This is a genomic window from Haloferax larsenii, assembly GCF_024730625.1.
Classification (GTDB): Archaea; Halobacteriota; Halobacteria; order Halobacteriales; family Haloferacaceae; genus Haloferax; species Haloferax larsenii.
In genome coordinates this window covers 2604053-2620872 of sequence record NZ_CP078063.1, presented here as the reverse complement: position 1 = coordinate 2620872, position 16820 = coordinate 2604053, and the positions used below count along the sequence as shown (strand labels likewise).

Genomic DNA, 16820 nt, shown 5'->3' with positions numbered 1-16820 from the left:
GCTACTCCGGCGGGCCGACACTTAACACCCACCGTTCTCTCTCATGGACGGCACCCGGCCACCACCTCTTTGCCGTGTGCGCCTCTCTGCCGTCGCCGTACAGAAAGGAAAGTCATTTTACCAACCGGGGGTTACGAGGAATCGCAAGGGCCGGTAGCTCAGTTAGGCAGAGCGTCTGACTCTTAATCAGACGGTCGCGTGTTCAAATCGCGTCCGGCCCACTTCCTTTCCGATGGAATCACAGTTTCCAGAGAGCGGTTGGTGCGTCCAAATATACGTAGTATAGCCATTAGAACCATCTGGAACACCCGAAAGTCCGGCGTTAGTTCAACACGAGACTGACGCGACTCAACGCAGTCTTGCGATTAGCCAATAGTCGAAGTAGTCTGACGGTATCAGCACATGGACTCGCGTACTGTATTCAGCATACCGTTTCCCTGCTATCTGATGAGTTGCTATTTGAGGTAGTCAGTCAGCGACTGAATTACGTCCTCGACTAGCGAATCGCTGACCGTCCCTTGCCAGTAGTCGATGTCTCCGCTTCCGAGTGACTGAACGCCCCACGGGACGATACGACTCTCGTCGGGAGTTCCACCACGAACCCAGTTCGTGTCAGGAATATCGACAAACTCCTCGTGCCACGTCTTCGTCGTCAACGTTACTGCAATGTACTGGTCGCCATGGAATGGTTGCCCTTCGTGATTCGAGATGACGAGCCACGGACGCGCGTCCTCGTCACCTTTGAACGGGTCGTCACCGTAGACAACATCTCCGGGCTCGTACGTCGGCGATTTCTCTTCGTCCGTCACTCCTCGTCCCTCAGACTCGGATGGTCTTCTTTCGGTGCGTGCTCCCGCCACTCGTCTCTGTTTTCGGTTCCCAGTTGTTCGTTGAAGAGTGCTGTCGCTCGCTCGTATCCACTATACGACCGAAGCCTTTCTTCATCGGTCGTCACGGCCCAGTACGTCGCCTTGTGCTCGACGAGTTCACGCTGCTTCAATCGAGTCAGTGCAGTGCTTACTGCACCCTCATCGAGGTCCGTCTGGGATGCGATTTCACGAGCCTGAAATGCCCGGTCGTCGTGAGCGGCAAGGAATCCAAGGACCTGATCAGGGACGGACAGACCCGTGAGTTCCTCCTCGCTTGTATTCTCGAAAGTTTCCCTGTCTATCGACATCGTCGAGTGAAAAGATGGTCTCCGATGATAAGAGTGTAATTGGTGAAAACTATGAAATCTCACACGGCGTCTATGATAGGCCACTGTGTCGCTTCACAGGCACCTCTCCAGACGAGCTTAGGTTCAAATCGCGTCCGGCCCACTTCCTTTCCGAAACAATGCCCTCGAGAGCCGAGCGTCTCGATACGGAGAGCACGTTCCCGATAACTTATACCACACGACGGTGTGGATGGTCTCATGCCCAAGAGCGACCGGACCGGCCTCATCCTCGTCTTCATGACGCTCCTCGTCGCCGCCGTCTTCGGGCTCGCGGTCGGTATCCCCGACCACTTTCGGGCAGACCGGTTTCTCGTGTCGCTCACGCCTGACTTCGCCGTCTTGTTCGGAAGCGACGTCCTCGCAGGGACGGTTCTCGTCCTCCTGTTTGCTGGTCTCGTCGGCGGTGCGAAAATACTGCTCGGACCCTAGCAATCGAGTGCGAGCCACGTGTTCCCGCGCCCTGGCGTCGGCGCAAGCGTGAGCGTCACCGTTTCTCCCGCTGCTGTTCGTTCGAGTGCACGACGAACCCCCGGCGACCCGTACCCCACCAGTGTACGGCACTCGCCGGAATCGACTAGGCGGACGGTCATTGCCCGATGGTCGTTCATCTCCCGCTCAACCCTCACACGCCGTGTTTCGGCTCGTTCACCCGGCTTACTCCCACCACCATGTTTCATGTTAGCATATCAATCAACGGTCCAAATAAAATGTCTGGCCACAATACGGAGCGCATTTATCAGCGTCCTCACGCCGACGACAGTTTCGAAATACCTTTTCGGTCGATACCCAGAGACGACGTATGGACCGCACCCGCCTCAGGTTCTGGGCGCTGTACTTCACTCGGTTCGCTGGCGGGTTCGGTTTTATCACTCTCGTCACACTCCTCCCGAAATACATCAACGAGCTAGACCCCACTGCGTTAGTCCTCCCCGAAATCGCAGTCGGTAGCGTCGTTCTCGGCGGCGCAACGCTCTCGCGCGGCTTCGTCATCGGGATGTACACGACGGCATTTACACTCGCACAGACTGTCGCCGTCGTCCCACTCGCGTGGGCGGGGGACCGCTACGACAAACGGTTGGTTCTCGCTGGAACGGTCGGCGTCGGTGCCGTCGTCTACGCTGTTTTCCCACTCGTCGATTCGAGTCTCTCGTTCGTCGTCGCACGTGCCGCACAGGGGATTGCCGTCACCGGTGCGGGCCTCATGTCGCTCGCGCTCGTCGGCGAACTCGCGTCGCAGGGCACTCGTGCGAATCACATCGGCAAGGCGAACGCCGCCCGATTCGCGGCGTCGATTCTCGGGAGTCTCAGCGCCGGGTACCTGTACGACGCGTTCGGATTCACACCGATTTTCGTCGTCATCACGGTCTTGATGACCGTCGCAACCGTCGGCATCTGGGTGTTCCTCCCACCGGACGAGACGACCGTTCACGGTTTTCCGTTCACCGACCTCGCGCTCAACGAACGTATCTTGACGATGGCGACGTTCCGGGTGCAGTACGCCGTCGCCGTTACACTCGTCCGCACGTGGGTTCCTATCTACGCCGGTGTCGCCGCCGCATCGGGCGGCCTCGCATACGGCGGGATTGCTGTCGCCGCCACAGTCGTCGCCGAGAAGTTCACCAACATGCTCTGTCAGCCCTTCACCGGCCGGGCTTCAGACACCTACGGCAGAGCCCGATTCGTCTTCGTCGGCGGCGGCCTCTACGGTCTCGTCGCGCTCGCCGTTCCATTCTCGCCCGCCATCGGCGAGGCGCTCGGACTCCCGTCGATGTTTCCCGTCTTCGGTCCACTCTCGCCCGCGTTTCTACCTCTCGTCGGTTTCGCTGGTCTTCTCGGAATCGCGGACAGCATCCGCGAACCGGCCAGTATGGCACTGTTCGCCGACGAAGGCTCTGACGGCGCAGGTGTCGCCAGCAGCTTCGGGATTCGGGAGTTGCTGTGGCGACCCGGCAGCGTCGTCGCACCACTTCTCGGCGGCTATCTCATGACCGACGTGGGGATGGAGTGGGTGTTCTACGTCGGCGGCGGGTCGGCTCTCACCGGCGTTCTCTCTTTCCTCGGCGTCCTCGTGTGGTCCCACGGGACTGGCGCGCTCGGACAGTGGTGAGTCTGCCCCCGTCTTCGTAGTTAATTCCTTCCCTGTCGTAGTGTGTGCATGACCGAAGAACCAACGCGCACGTCGACACGTGACCGGACGGTGACAGTCAGAAGAACCCCGCCGCACCGTCACTCGTCTGTCCGCTCCACGCCGCCAACATCGAGTGCGACATCCGGGCCGAACGCACTTGCGGGCGTCTGGAAGCCAGCGGGTGCGTCGCCGTCGCGGACGCGGGCGGCCAGGTAAGGTGCGCTGTGGCTGGTAAACAAATACGACTCCGGCGTCACCAACCGCGAGACGACCGACTCCTCGCCGTTCGTCGCCCGTCCCCAGACGTACATCGACTCTTCGCGGCGGGCGGTCTCGCTCGGCCCGTCGACGAACCAGTCAACGAGACTATGCAATACGGACTGCACGGGGGTGCTCCCGAGCAGCCACCCCAGTCGGTTCGACAGCCGCATGAACCGGATGGTCGCCTCCGGCTGGGCGGCGTAGACAGTCACGTTCGGGATGCCTGTCGTGTGGTACGCCGTGGAGACATCGCCCCACTGGATGGTCGCTGCGGTCGTCGGGCCGTCACCGAAGTCGATGGTCCGGGCGTCGTGTGCGACCGGTACGTCTACGAGGTCACCGTCTCGGCGGACCGTACCGCTCTCGCCGAGCGACTCGATAGTCGTGTGGGCGGTGCCGGGTGAGAGTTCATCGAGACCTTGGAAGCCAAGTTCGAGGTGGGTCGCGTCGGGGAGCCGTTCGGCAAGGTGGGCGGCGAGGCTGTCGGTCGGCACCACGTCGAAGCCGACGCCCGGCATGAGCGTCACGCCAGCGGCCTCGGCCTCAGTGTTGCGTGCGGCGATGCTCTCGAACACCTCGATTTCGCCCGTGATGTCGAGGTAGTGGGTGCCCGTCTGGATGGAGGCATCGACCAGCGGCTCGCTGGTCCGGACGAACGGCCCGGCGCAGTTGAGGACGACCTCGGCATCCGCGAGCGCGTCTGCAACAGCGCGGTGGTCGTCCAGCGCGAAGACGCGGTGGTCGAGGCCGTGGTTGGTCGCCAGCGACTCGACCTTCCCGGCGGAGCGGCCGGCGACGATGGGGTCGAGACCGTCCGCGACGGCCTGCTCAGTCACGAGCCGTCCGGTGTAGCCATACGCGCCGTAGACGAGAATGCGGTCGCTACGCATCTGATTCCCTCGTAATAGAGGTGGATGATAGCTCGGTGTCGACGCTGCCGGAGGTGCCTGTGACGAGCATCGCCTCGTGAATCGTGGTGGCCATGATACCCCTTACTCCACACACTGGAGTCATAAGCTGTCGAGTATAGCGTATTGGAGTAACTCCAGTTTCACGGAGTAAAGCTCGACAGACACTCGGCCAAGCAGTATCGCTCCAGAAGTGAGGGCGTCTCCACGACAGAGTCCACAGACACCGAGGATATCTGCACGACCGAGGGCTGACGCCTCGCCGGGAGCGACAGTATTGGATTGCCCCAACAGAAGCCACGCCGCAATCTCATCCACCGATGGTTGTTTCGGGCGACGCTAGCACCATTTGATATAGCAATATGTGGTTCATTTGTCTGACTTCGTGCGAATTTACCGTAGATGCTGTCCGGCCACCAACCGCCAACAAAATGTGATTTCGATGGTTTCAGTGTCGTGCTCGCACAGTATTGGCCCGTTCGAGTTCAGTACCTCGCCAGCAATTCGTCGAAGTACGGTTTTCCATTTCCGTGGTGGACGCGCGAGTAGTCGAAGGTGAACACCTCGTGCGTACAGGTTCCCGTCCAGCCGGTGTCGACGAGTGCGGCGGCGAGCGGTTCGAAATCGACCCGCCCCAGTCCGACGGGCAAGTGCTCGTCGTCCGATTCGATTCGGGTGTCGTTCAGGTGGATGTGTGAGATTCGGTCGCCGTGTTCGCGTAGCAGGTCTGCTTGCCCGGCCCCGTCTATCCCCGTCACGAATGCGTGACCCGTATCGAGACACATCTTGGCATCAGGGTGGGCGTCCGCAAGGAGTCCGGGGAGTTCGGCCGCATCGACGGGTCCTTTCAGGTTCTCGGTGACAACTTCGAACCCTCGCTCGGTACCGTAGTCCGTCATTCGACGAACTGTGCTTCGGATTCCCTCTCGAATCGGTTCTTCCCCGATTCGCCCTGGGCGCGCCAGCGAGTCGGCGTGGATGACGCCCTTCTCCGCGCCCATCTCGACTGCCACATCTATCGCCGCCTCCAACTCCCGACACGCCCCGTCGCGGACGTGCTCGTGCGGCGAACACATATCGAATCGGTACGGGAGATGGACGATGAGGTCCAGATTGTGCGCCGCTGCGGCCTCACGAACAGACGCGGGGTCGATTCGCGCTCGGTGGAACGCCCCCTCCATGTTGAGTTCGACGTAGTCGAAATCGGCTCCAGCAGCGTCTTCGAACACGTGCCGGTATTCTTCGGGCGAGTCTACCCACGAGACGAGGAATCCTTGTCGGACGGCCATGGACGGTTTCTAGCGGCAAACGAGTTATAAATCCAATAGCTATCTGTTGCTATCGCACGTCTCATTATCGAATATTATTCTGGAAAGCGATAACTGCTGCTCTCGCATCTGTGGCGTAGCACGATACTTGGTGTTTGGGGCGCTTCCTGTAGTGATTAAGCCATGTGACTAACGTTATCATTCTAGATAATGAAAACCCTAGGATTATGTTACTCGATTGTATTGTAAGCGCCACTGGCCCTTTCAGACTGACAAGAGTGGGAGGGACCGACCGGAGAGTTACATCATATGTTCGAATCACTTCGCAACGACGACCGTGGTCAAGTCGGTATCGGGACGCTCATCGTGTTCATCGCGATGGTTCTGGTCGCTGCAATCGCGGCGGGTGTTCTCGTGAACACCGCCGGGTTCCTGCAGGCGACTGCGGAAGATGCCGGACAGCAGAGTGTGAACAAGATAACCAACCGAGTCGAGGTGCTCAACGCACACGGCGTGGTCGGGACTGCGGACAACATCAAGGATATCAAGATGAATCTCCGTCTCGCCGCGGGGTCTGGAAGCGTAGACCTCAACTCCACGACGATTAAGTACATCAGCACGACGTCGGTCCAGACCCTGACGAATCAGAGTACGGCCGGAGGCGACGACGGGACTCCACAAACCCCGGACGCGGACGAGTTCGCAATCGAGAAAGTGACTGCCGACGATGGCACCTTCGGCGTGCTGAACACGATGGGTGACCGCTACACCATCATAATCGCCGCCTCCGACGTCGAAACCGGGACCAACGGCGCAGCAGACGACAAGGGACTCTCGACGGGTGACCAACTCACGCTCGAAGTAACGAGCCGAAACGGCGGAACGACACCTGTGATTCTGAACATGCCCCAACAGTTAGCGGGCAGAGACGACGGCGACCCGGTCAAACTCTAATTTCTCCCTCTCGACGCTTCTTGTCCGCCGCTTTCGACACCTTCGCTCGCCCCCAGCGACAGTGAACGCGTGCTGTGGGTCCGCCGTTACGCGTTTTCGACGCCGTAGCCGCGGTCACGAAGGAGTTCTCGAACTCGTTTCTCGTGGTCGCCTTGAATCTCGATACGGTCGTCTTTGACCGTCCCTCCGGTCCCGAGTGCTGACTTGAGGTCGCTGGCGAGGTCGTCGATGTCGGTATCGGTCTGGAACCCCTCGATGATGACCATCTGTTTTCCGTATCGCCGCGTTTCGGTCCGCACCGTGAGTTCCTGTGTCGCGCGGTCGAGGTCCGAAAGCGGGTCGTCTGGGATGTCGAGGTCGTCGAACGGGTCGTCTTCGCTCATCGTCTTGGGTATACTTCGCCGCCCAACCAGAATTCAGTTGCGGACGTGAAGACCGTGCTCGACTTTCATACACCGGTCTTGGACGACATCGACGCCAGCAGCTTCCGCCTTTCGAGCAGCCTCGTCGTTTCGAATTCCGGGTTGCAACCAAATCGCCTTCACGTCGTCACGGGCGAGTGCTTGGGCGACGATTTCGGGAACCTCCTCGCTTGGTCGGAACACCTCGACAACGTCGACGGTGTCTGTCACGTCGGCCAGCGAATCGACTGCCGGGAGACCGAATATTTCGTCGGCGTTCGGGTTGACCGGCCGAAGTTCGTATCCGTGACGCTGGAGATACGCCGGGACGATGTGCGCCGCTTTCTCGTAGACGGTCGATGCCCCGACGACAGCGACGCGGTCGTATTCGAGAACTCGACGGAGTTTCCCGGCGTCTTCGGATGGCATACTCGTGATTACAGGAGGCGGGAAATCAGTCTACCGCCGACGGTACTGACTCAGCGGAGTTGCTCGATGAACGAATTAATCATCTGGACCTCGTCGTCGTTTATCGCGTGCCCCAGTTCGTCGTAGAGTCTGCTGTCTACGTCTCCGCCGAGTCGTTCGAACACCCGCGCCGAATCGTGGATGCGCTCAGAATCGACGTAGGGGTCTTCCGAACTGCATCCGAGGAACACCGGCGTTCCGTCGATGGAACCGTCGCGGTCCTGTCCCGTCTCGGGCCCGGGGAGGCTTCCAGATAACACGACGAGTCCGCCGTAGCGGCGCGGATTGCGTGCGACGAATTCACTCGCGAGACACCCGCCTTGGGAGAACCCGAGGATGAGCGTTCGTTCCGGTGGAACACCGGCGTCAGCAGCCACCTGAAGCGCCTCCGACACGCGGTCGAGTGCGGACGAAAACCACGGCTCGTTGTCCTCGAACGGCGCGTACGCAGCGCGGGGATACCACGTCTTGCCGGCCGCTTGCGGTGCGAGGTACATCACGCCGTGGTGCAGAAACTCGTCGATTAGCGTGAGGATATTTCTCGCGGTCGACCCCCGACCGTGAAGCAGCACGACGGCCGCGTCGGCCGCTTGCGGTGGTGCGCCCGCAGTCTCGATAGGCTGGCCTCGGTGTGGGTCCGCTTTCGACCCGGTTGAGTCGGTATTCCGCTTCATCAGTTCTCCTCTGGCTTCGAGAGATCCAGCGGCGGGAGTTGACCTTCAATCATCTCGCGGTCTTCTTCGAGCCACGGCGGGAGAAACAGCGACTCTCCGAGCGCGTCGCTGTCGACCCCCGCCGCGACCCCCGGCCGTTCTGTCGCGAGTTCGAACAAGATGCCGCCCGGCTCGCGAACGTACAGCGAGTAGAAGAAATGCCGGTCCTTCACGCGCGAAACGTCGTACTCGCGCTCCCGAAAGAGGTCGTGCCACTCGTAGAGTTGCTCCTCGTCGGGGACGCGCACAGCGACGTGGTGGAGCGACCCCGCACCCTCGCGGCCGAACGGAGCGTCCCGGTCGAGGAGGTCGATGACGGTCGCACGGTCACCCGATGCCTGATATCGGACTCGGTCGCCCTCCTGTGCGACGAGGTCGAATCCGAGCGTATCGAGGACGCTCGCAGTAACGAAGACACTCGTCGAGAGCAGGGTCACGCCGTGGATGCCGCGAATCGCGTGGCGAGTCGGGACCGACCCGCCGTCCCACGGCTCGACGGGTGACTCGCCGGTGACGAGTTCGAGGTCCGTGCCGTCCGGGTCGGAAAACTGAAGCACAGTTTCGTCGAACCGTTCGGACGGCCCCTCGACTGCAACGTCGTGTTCTGCGAGGCGGTCTTGCCAGTAGGATACCGACTTCGGCGGAATCACCAGCGAAGCGGTACTAATCTGCGGTTTTCCCGGTCGGCCGTCGTCCTCGGCGGGATACGGAAAGAACGTCAAAGCCGTCCCTGGTGACCCGGTCTCGTCGCCGTAGAAGAGGTGGCGCGTGAACTGTTCGTTGAAGTTCACCGTCTGCTTGACGAGGCGAAGCCCGAGCACGTCTCTGTAGAAGGTGACGTTCTTCTGGGCGTTGCGAACGATTCCTGTGAGATGGTGGATTCCGGGTGTATCTGTGAGCACGTCTGGGTTGGTAGGGGTGGGTGGTGAGTGGTGAGTTCGTATGGTGCTGTGCGTTGTCGTGAGTGTCGTTTGCGTTCGTACGGGGTCGTGTGTCGTTTCACTTCGCGCGGGCGGATTAGTCGAGCCCGCCCGTTCCAGTCTGCGCGTCGGGAAGCGATTTTCTCTCGACCGGGAGGCCGAGTTCTTCGAGCGCGGCTTCGAGATGTTCGCCCTTAGCGAACGCTGCACCGGCCTGAAGGCGCTTCTGTTGCGCGAGTGCAAGTACCTCGCCGCGTCGGTCGTCGGGAATCTCGTATTTGTCCGTCGCGAGTTCGATGACGAGTCCGTTGTGGTCGGTCGTGTACAGCGAGTGGAAGATTCCACGGTCGAACTCGTTGTAGTTGTAACCGTGTGCTTCGAGCCCGGCGCGAATCTCTTCGAGGCGTTCGGGGTCGAACCGGAACGCGATATGGTGGACGCCTCCAATCGGCGTTCGCAAACGCCCCGTGTTCGACTCGCGGCCCTCTTTCACGAAGAACGTGAGCATGCGCCCGTCACCCGGGTCGAAAAACAGGTGCGTGATGTTTGGCGCGTCGAGGTTCGGCTGTTTGAGGACGAGCGGCATCCCGAGCACGTCGCGGTAGAACGCAATCGTGTCCTCGACGTTGCTCCCGATAATCGAGACGTGGTCCATCCCGGTCACGTGGAACGCACTCGCCGGGAGGTCTGCGGTCACGAGCGGGTCGGTGGAGTGAGCTTGTTCGTCTGTCATGGTTTCCTTGTGTTACCTGATTCGGTTTCGAACCGATATAACTGCTCGCGGACACCAACATAACCAGGTGACACCGATGCCAGTACGGAATCTCCCTCCACGTACCGAGTTCGTGCAGCGGAACCTAGTTCACTGGGTGCACACGGACACTCCCCTCTCTATTCGGGCCTAGGGTCATTAACGTGTCACGCGTATCACACCCTATGGACCATCTCGAAACGCCCGCGGTGCATCGACTGTTGACCTCTCCCGCCGGGCGGGTGTTCACGTCTCGCCCCTTCGAGGCGCTCAAGACACGGATGCTGCCGCGCGAATTCAGTGTCGTCCGCGCCCGCGCTGCCGCCGACGTCGCACTCAGCGCGGGGCCCGAAGCCTTCCTCCGAGAGGTCGATGCCCCGCCTGCACCGCACCTCCACGACAGAATCGAGCGCGCACTCGCCGAGTACGCCCGCATTCGGGACGCCTACGACGAGACGATGGAGCGCTGGAACAGCGTCTTCTGGGGCGACTACGAATCACTCCCGGACGAGCGCGTCGCTATCGAACGTGAACGCCGCGAAATCTCACAGCAGCGTGCCAAACCGAGTGACGTCTTCGGGTTCCTCTCGAAAGACCACTTCGTGCCGCCGGTCAAGTTCGAGACGCCAGACCCGGAGGCTGCGAAGGTTCGGTGGCACCACGAACTCGCCGAACCGGAGCGACTCTACGGCTTCGCTGAAGCGCGGGTGACAGAGGAGTTCCCCCGGGTCGAACGCTCTGCCACCGTCCGCGGACCGGGCACTGTCGAGTACCTTCTCAGGTTCACGTCGCCATCGCCGCACCTCGGCGACAAGGCGACTGCGCGGGTGTACGAACCCGACGACGCGGATGGCGACCTGCCGACGCTCGTCTTTCACTCCGGCTGGGGCATGTTCGACGACCAACTCGTCTACTGGCCGGAAGAGGAGTACCTCGGTCGGACGCTCGCCCCGGAGGGGTTCCGCGTCATCCTCCCGGACGCACCGTGGCACGGCTGGCGCGAACTCTCGGGATACTATAGCGGCGAACCCTACATCGCTCGCGCACCCGTCGGGCTGTTCACGCTCTACTCGGCCGCGGCGCTCGAAACCGGCGTCCTCGTCGATTGGGCGCGAACCGAGGGCGCACCAGCCGTCGGCGTCGGCGGCGTCAGTTTAGGTGGGATAACGGCCCTCCACGTCGGCGGTCGGTGTGACGACTGGCCTGAGTCGATGCGACCGGACCTGCTGTTCCCCGTTGGGATGCCGGGTGCAGTCGACCAGACGCTCCTTTCGGGCGAGCTTACGAACCTCCTCGGCATCGACACCGTCCTCGATGCCGCCGGCTGGACCGGCGAGACGCTTCACGAGTTCGCACCGCTTCTCAACCCACCGGAAGAGCCAGCAATCGCTCCCGAGCGCATCTTCTCGTACATCGGCACGCGAGACGAAATGGCCCCGTCGCGAACGGCGCGCATCCTCCTCGACGAGTGGGGCGTGCCCACGCAGAACCGACGCGAGTGGGACTGCGGCCACTTCGGCGTCCTCTCGAAGTTGATTCGGGGCGACGAGTTCCAACAGACCGTCAAAGGAGAACTCGGGGCGGCGGCCAAGGGCGAACACCCCCGAGTGACCGCCTGAAACAAAAGCGAGAGTCGGAATCGGAAACGAGCGTCGCTTTTTCTATTCCTCGTCGGCGAGGAAGTCGGGTTCGGGACGCTTTTCGGCCGCTTCGGCTTCGAGGTGGTCGCGGAACTCCTCGACCGTCACGTCCTGCGCTTCGCGTTCCTTGCGGTCACGCACGGAGATGGTCCCGGCTTCTTCCTCGTTGCCGCCGACGATGACCATGTACGGGACGCGGTCGGTCTGCGCCTCGCGAATCTTCCGGCCGAGCGTCCACGAGCGGTCTTCGATGGTGGTACGGAAGTCGCCGAGTTCGTACTTGAGCTTCTTCGCGTAGCCGATTTGGTCGTCCGAGATGGGCAGGATACGGACCTGCTCGGGGGCGAGCCAGAAGGGGAACTTGCCGTTGTAGTGCTCGATGAGGACCATGAAGAACCGCTCGAAGGAGCCGTAGAGGGCGCGGTGAATCATCACCGGGCGGTGTTCTTCGTTGTCCTCGCCCGTGTACGACAGTTCGAACCGCTCGGGCATGTTGAAGTCGAGTTGGACCGTTGGGCCGTCCCACTTGCGGCCGAGGGCGTCTTCGAACGCGAAGTCGATTTTCGGGCCGTAGAAGGCACCGTCACCGGACTCGACGACGTAGTCCATCTTGGAGGCGTCGAGGACGGACCTGAGTTGGGACTCCGCTTGCTCCCAGATTTCGTCGGAGCCGACAGACTTCTCGGGGCGCGTCGCGAGCGCGACTTCGTAGTCGAGGTCGAACGTTTCGAGGACTTCGAGGATGATGTCCATGATGTCCTCGACTTCCTGTTCGATTTGGTCGGGGCGGACGAACAGGTGGCCGTCGTCGATGGTGAACGCCCAGACACGCGAGAGGCCGGAGAGTTCGCCGCGCTGCTCTTTCCGGTAGACCTTCCCGTTTTCGGCGTAGCGAACCGGCAGGTCGCGGTAACTCCAGCTCCCCTGCTTGAAGATGGTCGCGTGACCCGGGCAGTTCATCGGCTTCAGGCCGTACTCCTCGTCGTTCACGTCGAGGAGGAACATGTCGTCCTGGTAGTTGTCGTAGTGGCCCGACTGCTTCCACAGTTCCGTCCGGAAGAGGTGCGGCGTCTCGACGTAGTCGTAGCCGTAGTCGTCGTTCAGGTCGCGGCCGTAGGTCTCCAGCGCGTCGAGAACCTTCTTTCCGTTGGGGTGGTACAGCGGCAGGCCTGGTCCCGTGACGCTCGGAATCGAGAACAGGTCGAGTTCCTGCCCGAGTTTGCGGTGGTCGCGCTCTTCGGCCTCGGCGCGCATTTCGAGGAAGTCTTCGAGGTCGGATTCGGACTCGAAGGCCGTCCCGTAGACGCGCGTCAGCGTGTCGTTTTCCTCGTCGCCGCGCCAGTAGGCCGCGGAGATGTTGAGAAGCTTGACAGCGCCGATTTCCCCCGTCGATTCGACGTGCGGACCCTTACACAGGTCTTCGAACTCGCCTTGCTCGTAGAACGAGAGTTCGTCGTCGCCGGCGGCCTCGGTTTCGAGGATGTCGCGCTTGTAGGGGTTGTCGGCGTACTTTTCGAGTGCTTCCTCGCGGTCGACGAGGGTTCGCTCGATGTCGAGGTCTTCCTCGATGACGTTCCGCATCTCGTCTTCGATGGCTTCGAGGTCCTCCTTTTCGAGGTCGACGTTCGTCACGTCGTAGTAAAAGCCGTCGTCGGTCCACGGGCCGATGGTCAGTTTGGCCTCGGGGGAGAGTCGCTGGAGTGCCTGTGCGAAGACGTGGGCCGCAGAGTGGCGAAGCACGTCGAGATACTCGTCGGACTGGTCGGTGACGATGACGAGATTCGCGCCGTCGTGGAGCGGCGTCTCCTTGTCCACGAGGTCACCATCGACGACGCCGGCTACGGTGTCCTTGCCGAGGCCGGGGCCGATTTCGAACGCGGCGTCTCGCACCGTCGCACCCTCCTCGACGGAGAGTTCCGTTCCGTCTGGGAGGATGACAGCGATATCACTCATACGCGCACGAAACCGACGGGGGAGAATAAGTGTTGTTGAGACGGCGCGCGAAACGCGGAGACGCGGCCGAATCTGTGCTATTTGGTACCGAATACTGGAACGTGTGAGTGGCCTGTCCCGACCCAAAGGACCAACTGGGTTGCACCCCGTGCAATTGGTATGCGATTCACCCGACAGAGCGGCGTCTTCATGCACGTCACCTCGTTGCCCGGCGCACACGGCATCGGTGACCTCGGAGACGGTGCCCGCGAGTTCGTCGACTTCCTCGCGGACGCCGAGCAGTCGATGTGGCAATTCTGCCCTCTCGGGCCGACCTCGCCCGCGCACGCGAACTCACCCTATCAGTCCTCGTCGTCGTTCGCCGGGAACCCGCTTCTCGTCGACCTCACAGACCTCGAAGCTCGCGGCTGGCTGACCGACGACGACCTCGAACCCGTCCCCGACTTCGACGACCACGCCGTCGAGTACGAACGCGTCGGCAACTACAAACGCTCCCGGCTTCGAACCGCCTTCGACCGGTTCGAGGCGGACGCGTCCGAAGACGACCACTCCGCGTTCGAGGACTTCTGCGAGCGCGAAGCCGGATGGCTCGACGATTACGCCCTCTTCGCGGCGCTGAAAGACGAGTTCGAAGGCGCGTGGATAGACTGGCCCGAGGAACTGAAAACCCGCGACCCCGACGCGCTCGACCGCGCCCGCGACGAACACGCCGCCGAGATTCGCTACCGCAAGTTCGTCCAGTTCTGCTTCGACGAGCAGTGGCACGACCTCGCCAACTACGCCGACGAGAAGGGCGTCACGCTCGTCGGCGACCTCCCAATCTACGTCGCGCTCGACAGCGCAGACGTGTGGGCCGCGCCGGACGCGTTCGACTTGAACGACGACCACGAACCGGCCGTCGTCGCGGGCGTCCCGCCGAACCCGAACGATTCGGGGCAGCGCTGGGGCAACCCCCTCTACGACTGGGACCACCTCCGCGAGAACGGGTACGGCTGGTGGCTCGACCGTCTCCGTCGCCTGTTCGACCTCGTCGACGTGACCCGCATCGACCACTTCAAAGGCTTCGACGAGTACTGGGCTATCGACGCCGACTCGGACGACCCCGCAGACGGCGAGTGGCGAGATGCCCCCGGCCACGACTTCTTCGAGGTCGTCGACCGCGAACTCGGCGAACTCCCCTTTATCGTCGAAGACCTCGGCTTCCTCGACCCCTCGCTCGTGGACCTCCGCGACCGCTTTGCCTTCCCCGGCATGCGCGTCCCGCAGTACGCCGACTGGTGCCGCGAGGGCGATATGTACCAACCGATGCACTACCCCGAGAACTCGGTCGCCTACACGTCGACGCACGACACCGACACCTTCGTCGGCTACTACCAGTCGCTCGACGACCACACCCGCGACTGCCTGCACTACAACATCGGTGCCGATGGCTCCGAAATCGAGTGGTCGATTATCGACGCCGTCTGGAACTCGGCGTCCGTCCTCGCGTTCACGACGATGCAGGACCTCCTCGGTCTCGACTCGCACGCCCGGTTCAACACGCCCGGCACGCAGAACGGCAACTGGGAGTGGCGTGTGACTCGTGAGGGCCTCGACGACGATGTCGCGGCCCGTCTCGCCGACCTGACGGACCTTCACATCCGAAACTAACGAAGGAATCCGGCATCGAAACCCGCAAATCCCCCGCGCCCAAGGTGGAAGCGATGGAGACGGGTGTCATCGACCTCGCGGACCTCGACGGCGCGTTCGACCTCCAATCGACGCTGGAGAGCGGCCAGTCGTACCTCTGGGACCGGCCGGACGGCCGGATGTACGAACGTGACGCGGCCTACGGCGGCGACGCGTGGTACCAGACGGTCGTCCCGCCGCTCGATGGCGTCTCGGACGAGACGGCGGTCGTCCGGGTTCGCCAACGAGACGGCCAGTTGGAGTGGGAATCGACGACCGACGCGGTCCCGATTTTGACGCATCTGCTCCGCCTCGACGACGACCTCGACGCGATTTTCGACGCGATGCCCGACGAACCGTTGGTCCAGCGCGCGTACGACGCCTACCCCGGCATGCGGCTCGTTCGTGACCCGCCGTTCGGGTGTCTCATCTCGTTTATCTGCTCGGCGCAGATGCGCGTCTCTCGTATCTTCGGGATGCAAGAGCGCCTCCGGGAGACCTACGGCGAGGCTGTCGAGTTCGACGGCGACACCTACTACGCGTATCCGACTGCGGAGCGACTCGCTGAAACCTCCGAAGACGAACTCCGCGACCTCAGTCTCGGATACCGTGCGCCCTACGTCCAGCGGACCGCAGAAATGGTCGCGACGGATGAGGCAGACCCAGCGGACGCGCGCGGGCGCAATTACGAGAGCGCGCGTGAATTCCTTACGTCGTTCGTCGGCGTCGGCGACAAGGTGGCCGACTGCGTGCTTCTGTTCTCGCTCGACTACCTCGAAGCGGTGCCACTCGACACGTGGATTCGCTCGGCTATCGCCGACCACTACCCCGACTGCGACCGCGGAAACTACACGGACACGTCGCGGGCGATACGCGAGCGCCTCGGCGGTTCGTACGCGGGATACACCCAGACGTACGTGTTCCACTACTTGCGCTCTGGCGGCGAGTGAGGCCGTTTTTCATCTGGCAAGAAGGTTGATAGCCTTCGCGCCACAATTTCGTACCAATCATGGACTGCAGAGTCGTCGTCGAAGCCGCGGTCCCGGTGTACGACGTCGAGAACGAAGACGAGGCGATTCGCATCGCCATCTCGAAGACGGGTGAGATGCTCAACCCGGACCTCAACTACGTCGAAATCAACATGGGGACGCGAATCACTCCCGGCGGCGAGGAGTTACCCCCGGCCTTCATCGCCGCAGACGAGGCCCTCGTCGCCCTCGAACTGGAGATGACCGTGTTCAACGTCGAACAGGAAGAACACGCGTCCCGCATCGCTCGAAAAGAAATCGGGCAGCGCCTCGAAAACGTCCCGCTGAAAGTCCTCTCTGTGGACCGTCTCGAAGACGAAGAAGAGGCGAAGACAGACGGAAACGGCGACGGCGACTCCGACCTCATCCCCGAGTTCGACGACCTCGTCGAAGACGACTGAGACCCTTGACGTCGCCGCCGAGACTCGTCGGCTCGATTAGCGGGGCCTGCTGCCGCTCACGAGCATTTTTGGACTACTACCGACACAGCGCACTCGCTGGTGTGTCGTAACTTCGTGGAGGAGAACGCGTAGTCGTTGCCTT

The 16820-nt window shown here is 61.9% G+C and carries 18 protein-coding genes and 1 tRNA gene; 8 read left to right on the top strand and 11 right to left on the bottom strand.

Annotated elements, in window-relative coordinates; translation table 11 throughout:
- The first annotated feature begins 147 nt into the window (after positions 1–147).
- Positions 148–221 (top strand) — tRNA-Lys (locus KU306_RS13670).
- A gap of 234 nt (positions 222–455) precedes the next feature.
- Here the strand turns inward: KU306_RS13670 and KU306_RS13665 are convergent.
- The gene (locus KU306_RS13665; protein WP_258302273.1) at positions 456–809 is read right to left on the bottom strand and encodes a type II toxin-antitoxin system PemK/MazF family toxin; all 354 of its coding nucleotides are present in this window, start codon (positions 807–809) and stop codon (positions 456–458) included.
- Entirely contained in the window at positions 806–1177 is a 372-nt protein-coding gene (locus tag KU306_RS13660) for a MarR family transcriptional regulator (protein WP_258302272.1), read from the bottom strand. Before KU306_RS13660 ends, KU306_RS13665 begins: the two co-directional genes overlap by 4 nt.
- Positions 1178–1414: 237 nt before the next feature.
- Here KU306_RS13660 and KU306_RS13655 point away from each other — a divergent pair, with 237 nt between their 5' ends.
- On the top strand, positions 1415–1645 hold the full coding sequence (locus tag KU306_RS13655) for a hypothetical protein (RefSeq protein WP_007540566.1): 231 nt from the start codon (positions 1415–1417) through the stop codon (positions 1643–1645).
- Here KU306_RS13655 and KU306_RS13650 read toward each other — a convergent pair.
- Positions 1642–1806 (bottom strand): DUF7999 family protein, encoded by a 165-nt coding sequence (locus KU306_RS13650; protein WP_425499527.1) that lies wholly within the window; start codon positions 1804–1806, stop codon positions 1642–1644. The two genes, KU306_RS13655 and KU306_RS13650, sit on opposite strands and share 4 nt — an antisense overlap.
- A gap of 209 nt (positions 1807–2015) precedes the next feature.
- On the opposite strand from KU306_RS13650, the gene KU306_RS13645 reads away from it, so the two are divergent.
- A complete protein-coding gene (locus KU306_RS13645) occupies positions 2016–3323 on the top strand; it encodes an MFS transporter (protein ID WP_258302270.1) in 1308 nt (435 codons plus the stop codon).
- A 119-nt stretch (positions 3324–3442) separates the two neighbouring features.
- On the opposite strand, the gene KU306_RS13640 is transcribed toward KU306_RS13645, so the two are convergent.
- The gene (locus KU306_RS13640; protein ID WP_258302269.1) at positions 3443–4495 is read right to left on the bottom strand and encodes a saccharopine dehydrogenase family protein; all 1053 of its coding nucleotides are present in this window, start codon (positions 4493–4495) and stop codon (positions 3443–3445) included.
- Positions 4496–4998: 503 nt separating this feature from the next.
- On the bottom strand, positions 4999–5802 hold the full coding sequence (locus KU306_RS13635) for a sugar phosphate isomerase/epimerase family protein (protein ID WP_258302268.1): 804 nt from the start codon (positions 5800–5802) through the stop codon (positions 4999–5001).
- Between the two features lie 288 nt (positions 5803–6090).
- Between KU306_RS13635 and KU306_RS13630 the strand changes: the two genes are divergently transcribed.
- A complete protein-coding gene (locus tag KU306_RS13630; RefSeq protein WP_258302267.1) occupies positions 6091–6735 on the top strand; it encodes an archaellin/type IV pilin N-terminal domain-containing protein in 645 nt (214 codons plus the stop codon).
- An 86-nt stretch (positions 6736–6821) separates the two neighbouring features.
- On the opposite strand, the gene KU306_RS13625 is transcribed toward KU306_RS13630, so the two are convergent.
- The 5 genes from KU306_RS13625 to KU306_RS13605 form a co-directional block, all read right to left on the bottom strand.
- Complete coding sequence (locus tag KU306_RS13625; protein WP_007540556.1) at positions 6822–7118, bottom strand: SUI1 family translation initiation factor; 297 nt, start codon at positions 7116–7118, stop codon at positions 6822–6824.
- Positions 7119–7151: 33 nt separating this feature from the next.
- Entirely contained in the window at positions 7152–7565 is a 414-nt protein-coding gene (locus KU306_RS13620; protein ID WP_258302266.1) for a CoA-binding protein, read from the bottom strand.
- A 50-nt stretch (positions 7566–7615) separates the two neighbouring features.
- Positions 7616–8278, bottom strand: a complete 663-nt coding sequence (locus KU306_RS13615; protein WP_258302265.1) for an alpha/beta hydrolase — start codon at positions 8276–8278, stop codon at positions 7616–7618.
- Positions 8278–9219, bottom strand: a complete 942-nt coding sequence (locus KU306_RS13610) for a VOC family protein (protein ID WP_258302264.1) — start codon at positions 9217–9219, stop codon at positions 8278–8280. The genes KU306_RS13615 and KU306_RS13610 overlap by 1 nt, the downstream gene beginning before the upstream one ends.
- Positions 9220–9334: 115 nt before the next feature.
- Complete coding sequence (locus KU306_RS13605) at positions 9335–9970, bottom strand: VOC family protein (RefSeq protein WP_258302263.1); 636 nt, start codon at positions 9968–9970, stop codon at positions 9335–9337.
- A gap of 203 nt (positions 9971–10173) precedes the next feature.
- On the opposite strand from KU306_RS13605, the gene KU306_RS13600 reads away from it, so the two are divergent.
- On the top strand, positions 10174–11607 hold the full coding sequence (locus tag KU306_RS13600) for an alpha/beta hydrolase (RefSeq protein WP_258302262.1): 1434 nt from the start codon (positions 10174–10176) through the stop codon (positions 11605–11607).
- A 42-nt stretch (positions 11608–11649) separates the two neighbouring features.
- Here KU306_RS13600 and thrS read toward each other — a convergent pair whose 3' ends face one another.
- The gene (gene thrS, locus KU306_RS13595) at positions 11650–13581 is read right to left on the bottom strand and encodes a threonine--tRNA ligase (protein ID WP_258302261.1); all 1932 of its coding nucleotides are present in this window, start codon (positions 13579–13581) and stop codon (positions 11650–11652) included.
- Between the two features lie 159 nt (positions 13582–13740).
- Here thrS and malQ point away from each other — a divergent pair, with 159 nt between their 5' ends.
- The 3 genes from malQ to KU306_RS13580 are packed head-to-tail and all read left to right on the top strand — an operon-like array spanning position 13741 to position 16678.
- Positions 13741–15231, top strand: coding sequence for a 4-alpha-glucanotransferase (gene malQ, locus KU306_RS13590; protein WP_258302260.1), 1491 nt, complete (start codon positions 13741–13743; stop codon positions 15229–15231).
- 53 nt (positions 15232–15284) lie between these two features.
- Entirely contained in the window at positions 15285–16199 is a 915-nt protein-coding gene (locus KU306_RS13585; RefSeq protein ID WP_258302259.1) for a DNA-3-methyladenine glycosylase family protein, read from the top strand.
- Between the two features lie 59 nt (positions 16200–16258).
- A complete protein-coding gene (locus KU306_RS13580) occupies positions 16259–16678 on the top strand; it encodes a DUF555 domain-containing protein (protein WP_007540539.1) in 420 nt (139 codons plus the stop codon).
- The last annotated feature ends 142 nt before the right edge of the window (positions 16679–16820 follow it).

Bases quoted from the DNA above. Each gene is read 5' to 3' on its own strand.
- KU306_RS13640 (WP_258302269.1), bottom strand. From the start codon at position 4,495: ATGCGTAGCGACCGCATTCTCGTCTACGGCGCGTATGGCTACACCGGA.
- KU306_RS13645 (WP_258302270.1), top strand. From the start codon at position 2,016: ATGGACCGCACCCGCCTCAGGTTCTGGGCGCTGTACTTCACTCGGTTC.
- KU306_RS13630 (WP_258302267.1), top strand. From the start codon at position 6,091: ATGTTCGAATCACTTCGCAACGACGACCGTGGTCAAGTCGGTATCGGG.
- KU306_RS13660 (WP_258302272.1), bottom strand. From the start codon at position 1,177: ATGTCGATAGACAGGGAAACTTTCGAGAATACAAGCGAGGAGGAACTC.
- KU306_RS13650 (WP_425499527.1), bottom strand. From the start codon at position 1,806: ATGACCGTCCGCCTAGTCGATTCCGGCGAGTGCCGTACACTGGTGGGG.
- KU306_RS13615 (WP_258302265.1), bottom strand. From the start codon at position 8,278: ATGAAGCGGAATACCGACTCAACCGGGTCGAAAGCGGACCCACACCGA.
- KU306_RS13620 (WP_258302266.1), bottom strand. From the start codon at position 7,565: ATGCCATCCGAAGACGCCGGGAAACTCCGTCGAGTTCTCGAATACGAC.
- malQ (WP_258302260.1), top strand. From the start codon at position 13,741: ATGCGATTCACCCGACAGAGCGGCGTCTTCATGCACGTCACCTCGTTG.
- KU306_RS13625 (WP_007540556.1), bottom strand. From the start codon at position 7,118: ATGAGCGAAGACGACCCGTTCGACGACCTCGACATCCCAGACGACCCG.
- KU306_RS13585 (WP_258302259.1), top strand. From the start codon at position 15,285: ATGGAGACGGGTGTCATCGACCTCGCGGACCTCGACGGCGCGTTCGAC.
- KU306_RS13600 (WP_258302262.1), top strand. From the start codon at position 10,174: ATGGACCATCTCGAAACGCCCGCGGTGCATCGACTGTTGACCTCTCCC.
- KU306_RS13580 (WP_007540539.1), top strand. From the start codon at position 16,259: ATGGACTGCAGAGTCGTCGTCGAAGCCGCGGTCCCGGTGTACGACGTC.
- thrS (WP_258302261.1), bottom strand. From the start codon at position 13,581: ATGAGTGATATCGCTGTCATCCTCCCAGACGGAACGGAACTCTCCGTC.
- KU306_RS13635 (WP_258302268.1), bottom strand. From the start codon at position 5,802: ATGGCCGTCCGACAAGGATTCCTCGTCTCGTGGGTAGACTCGCCCGAA.
- KU306_RS13655 (WP_007540566.1), top strand. From the start codon at position 1,415: ATGCCCAAGAGCGACCGGACCGGCCTCATCCTCGTCTTCATGACGCTC.
- KU306_RS13605 (WP_258302263.1), bottom strand. From the start codon at position 9,970: ATGACAGACGAACAAGCTCACTCCACCGACCCGCTCGTGACCGCAGAC.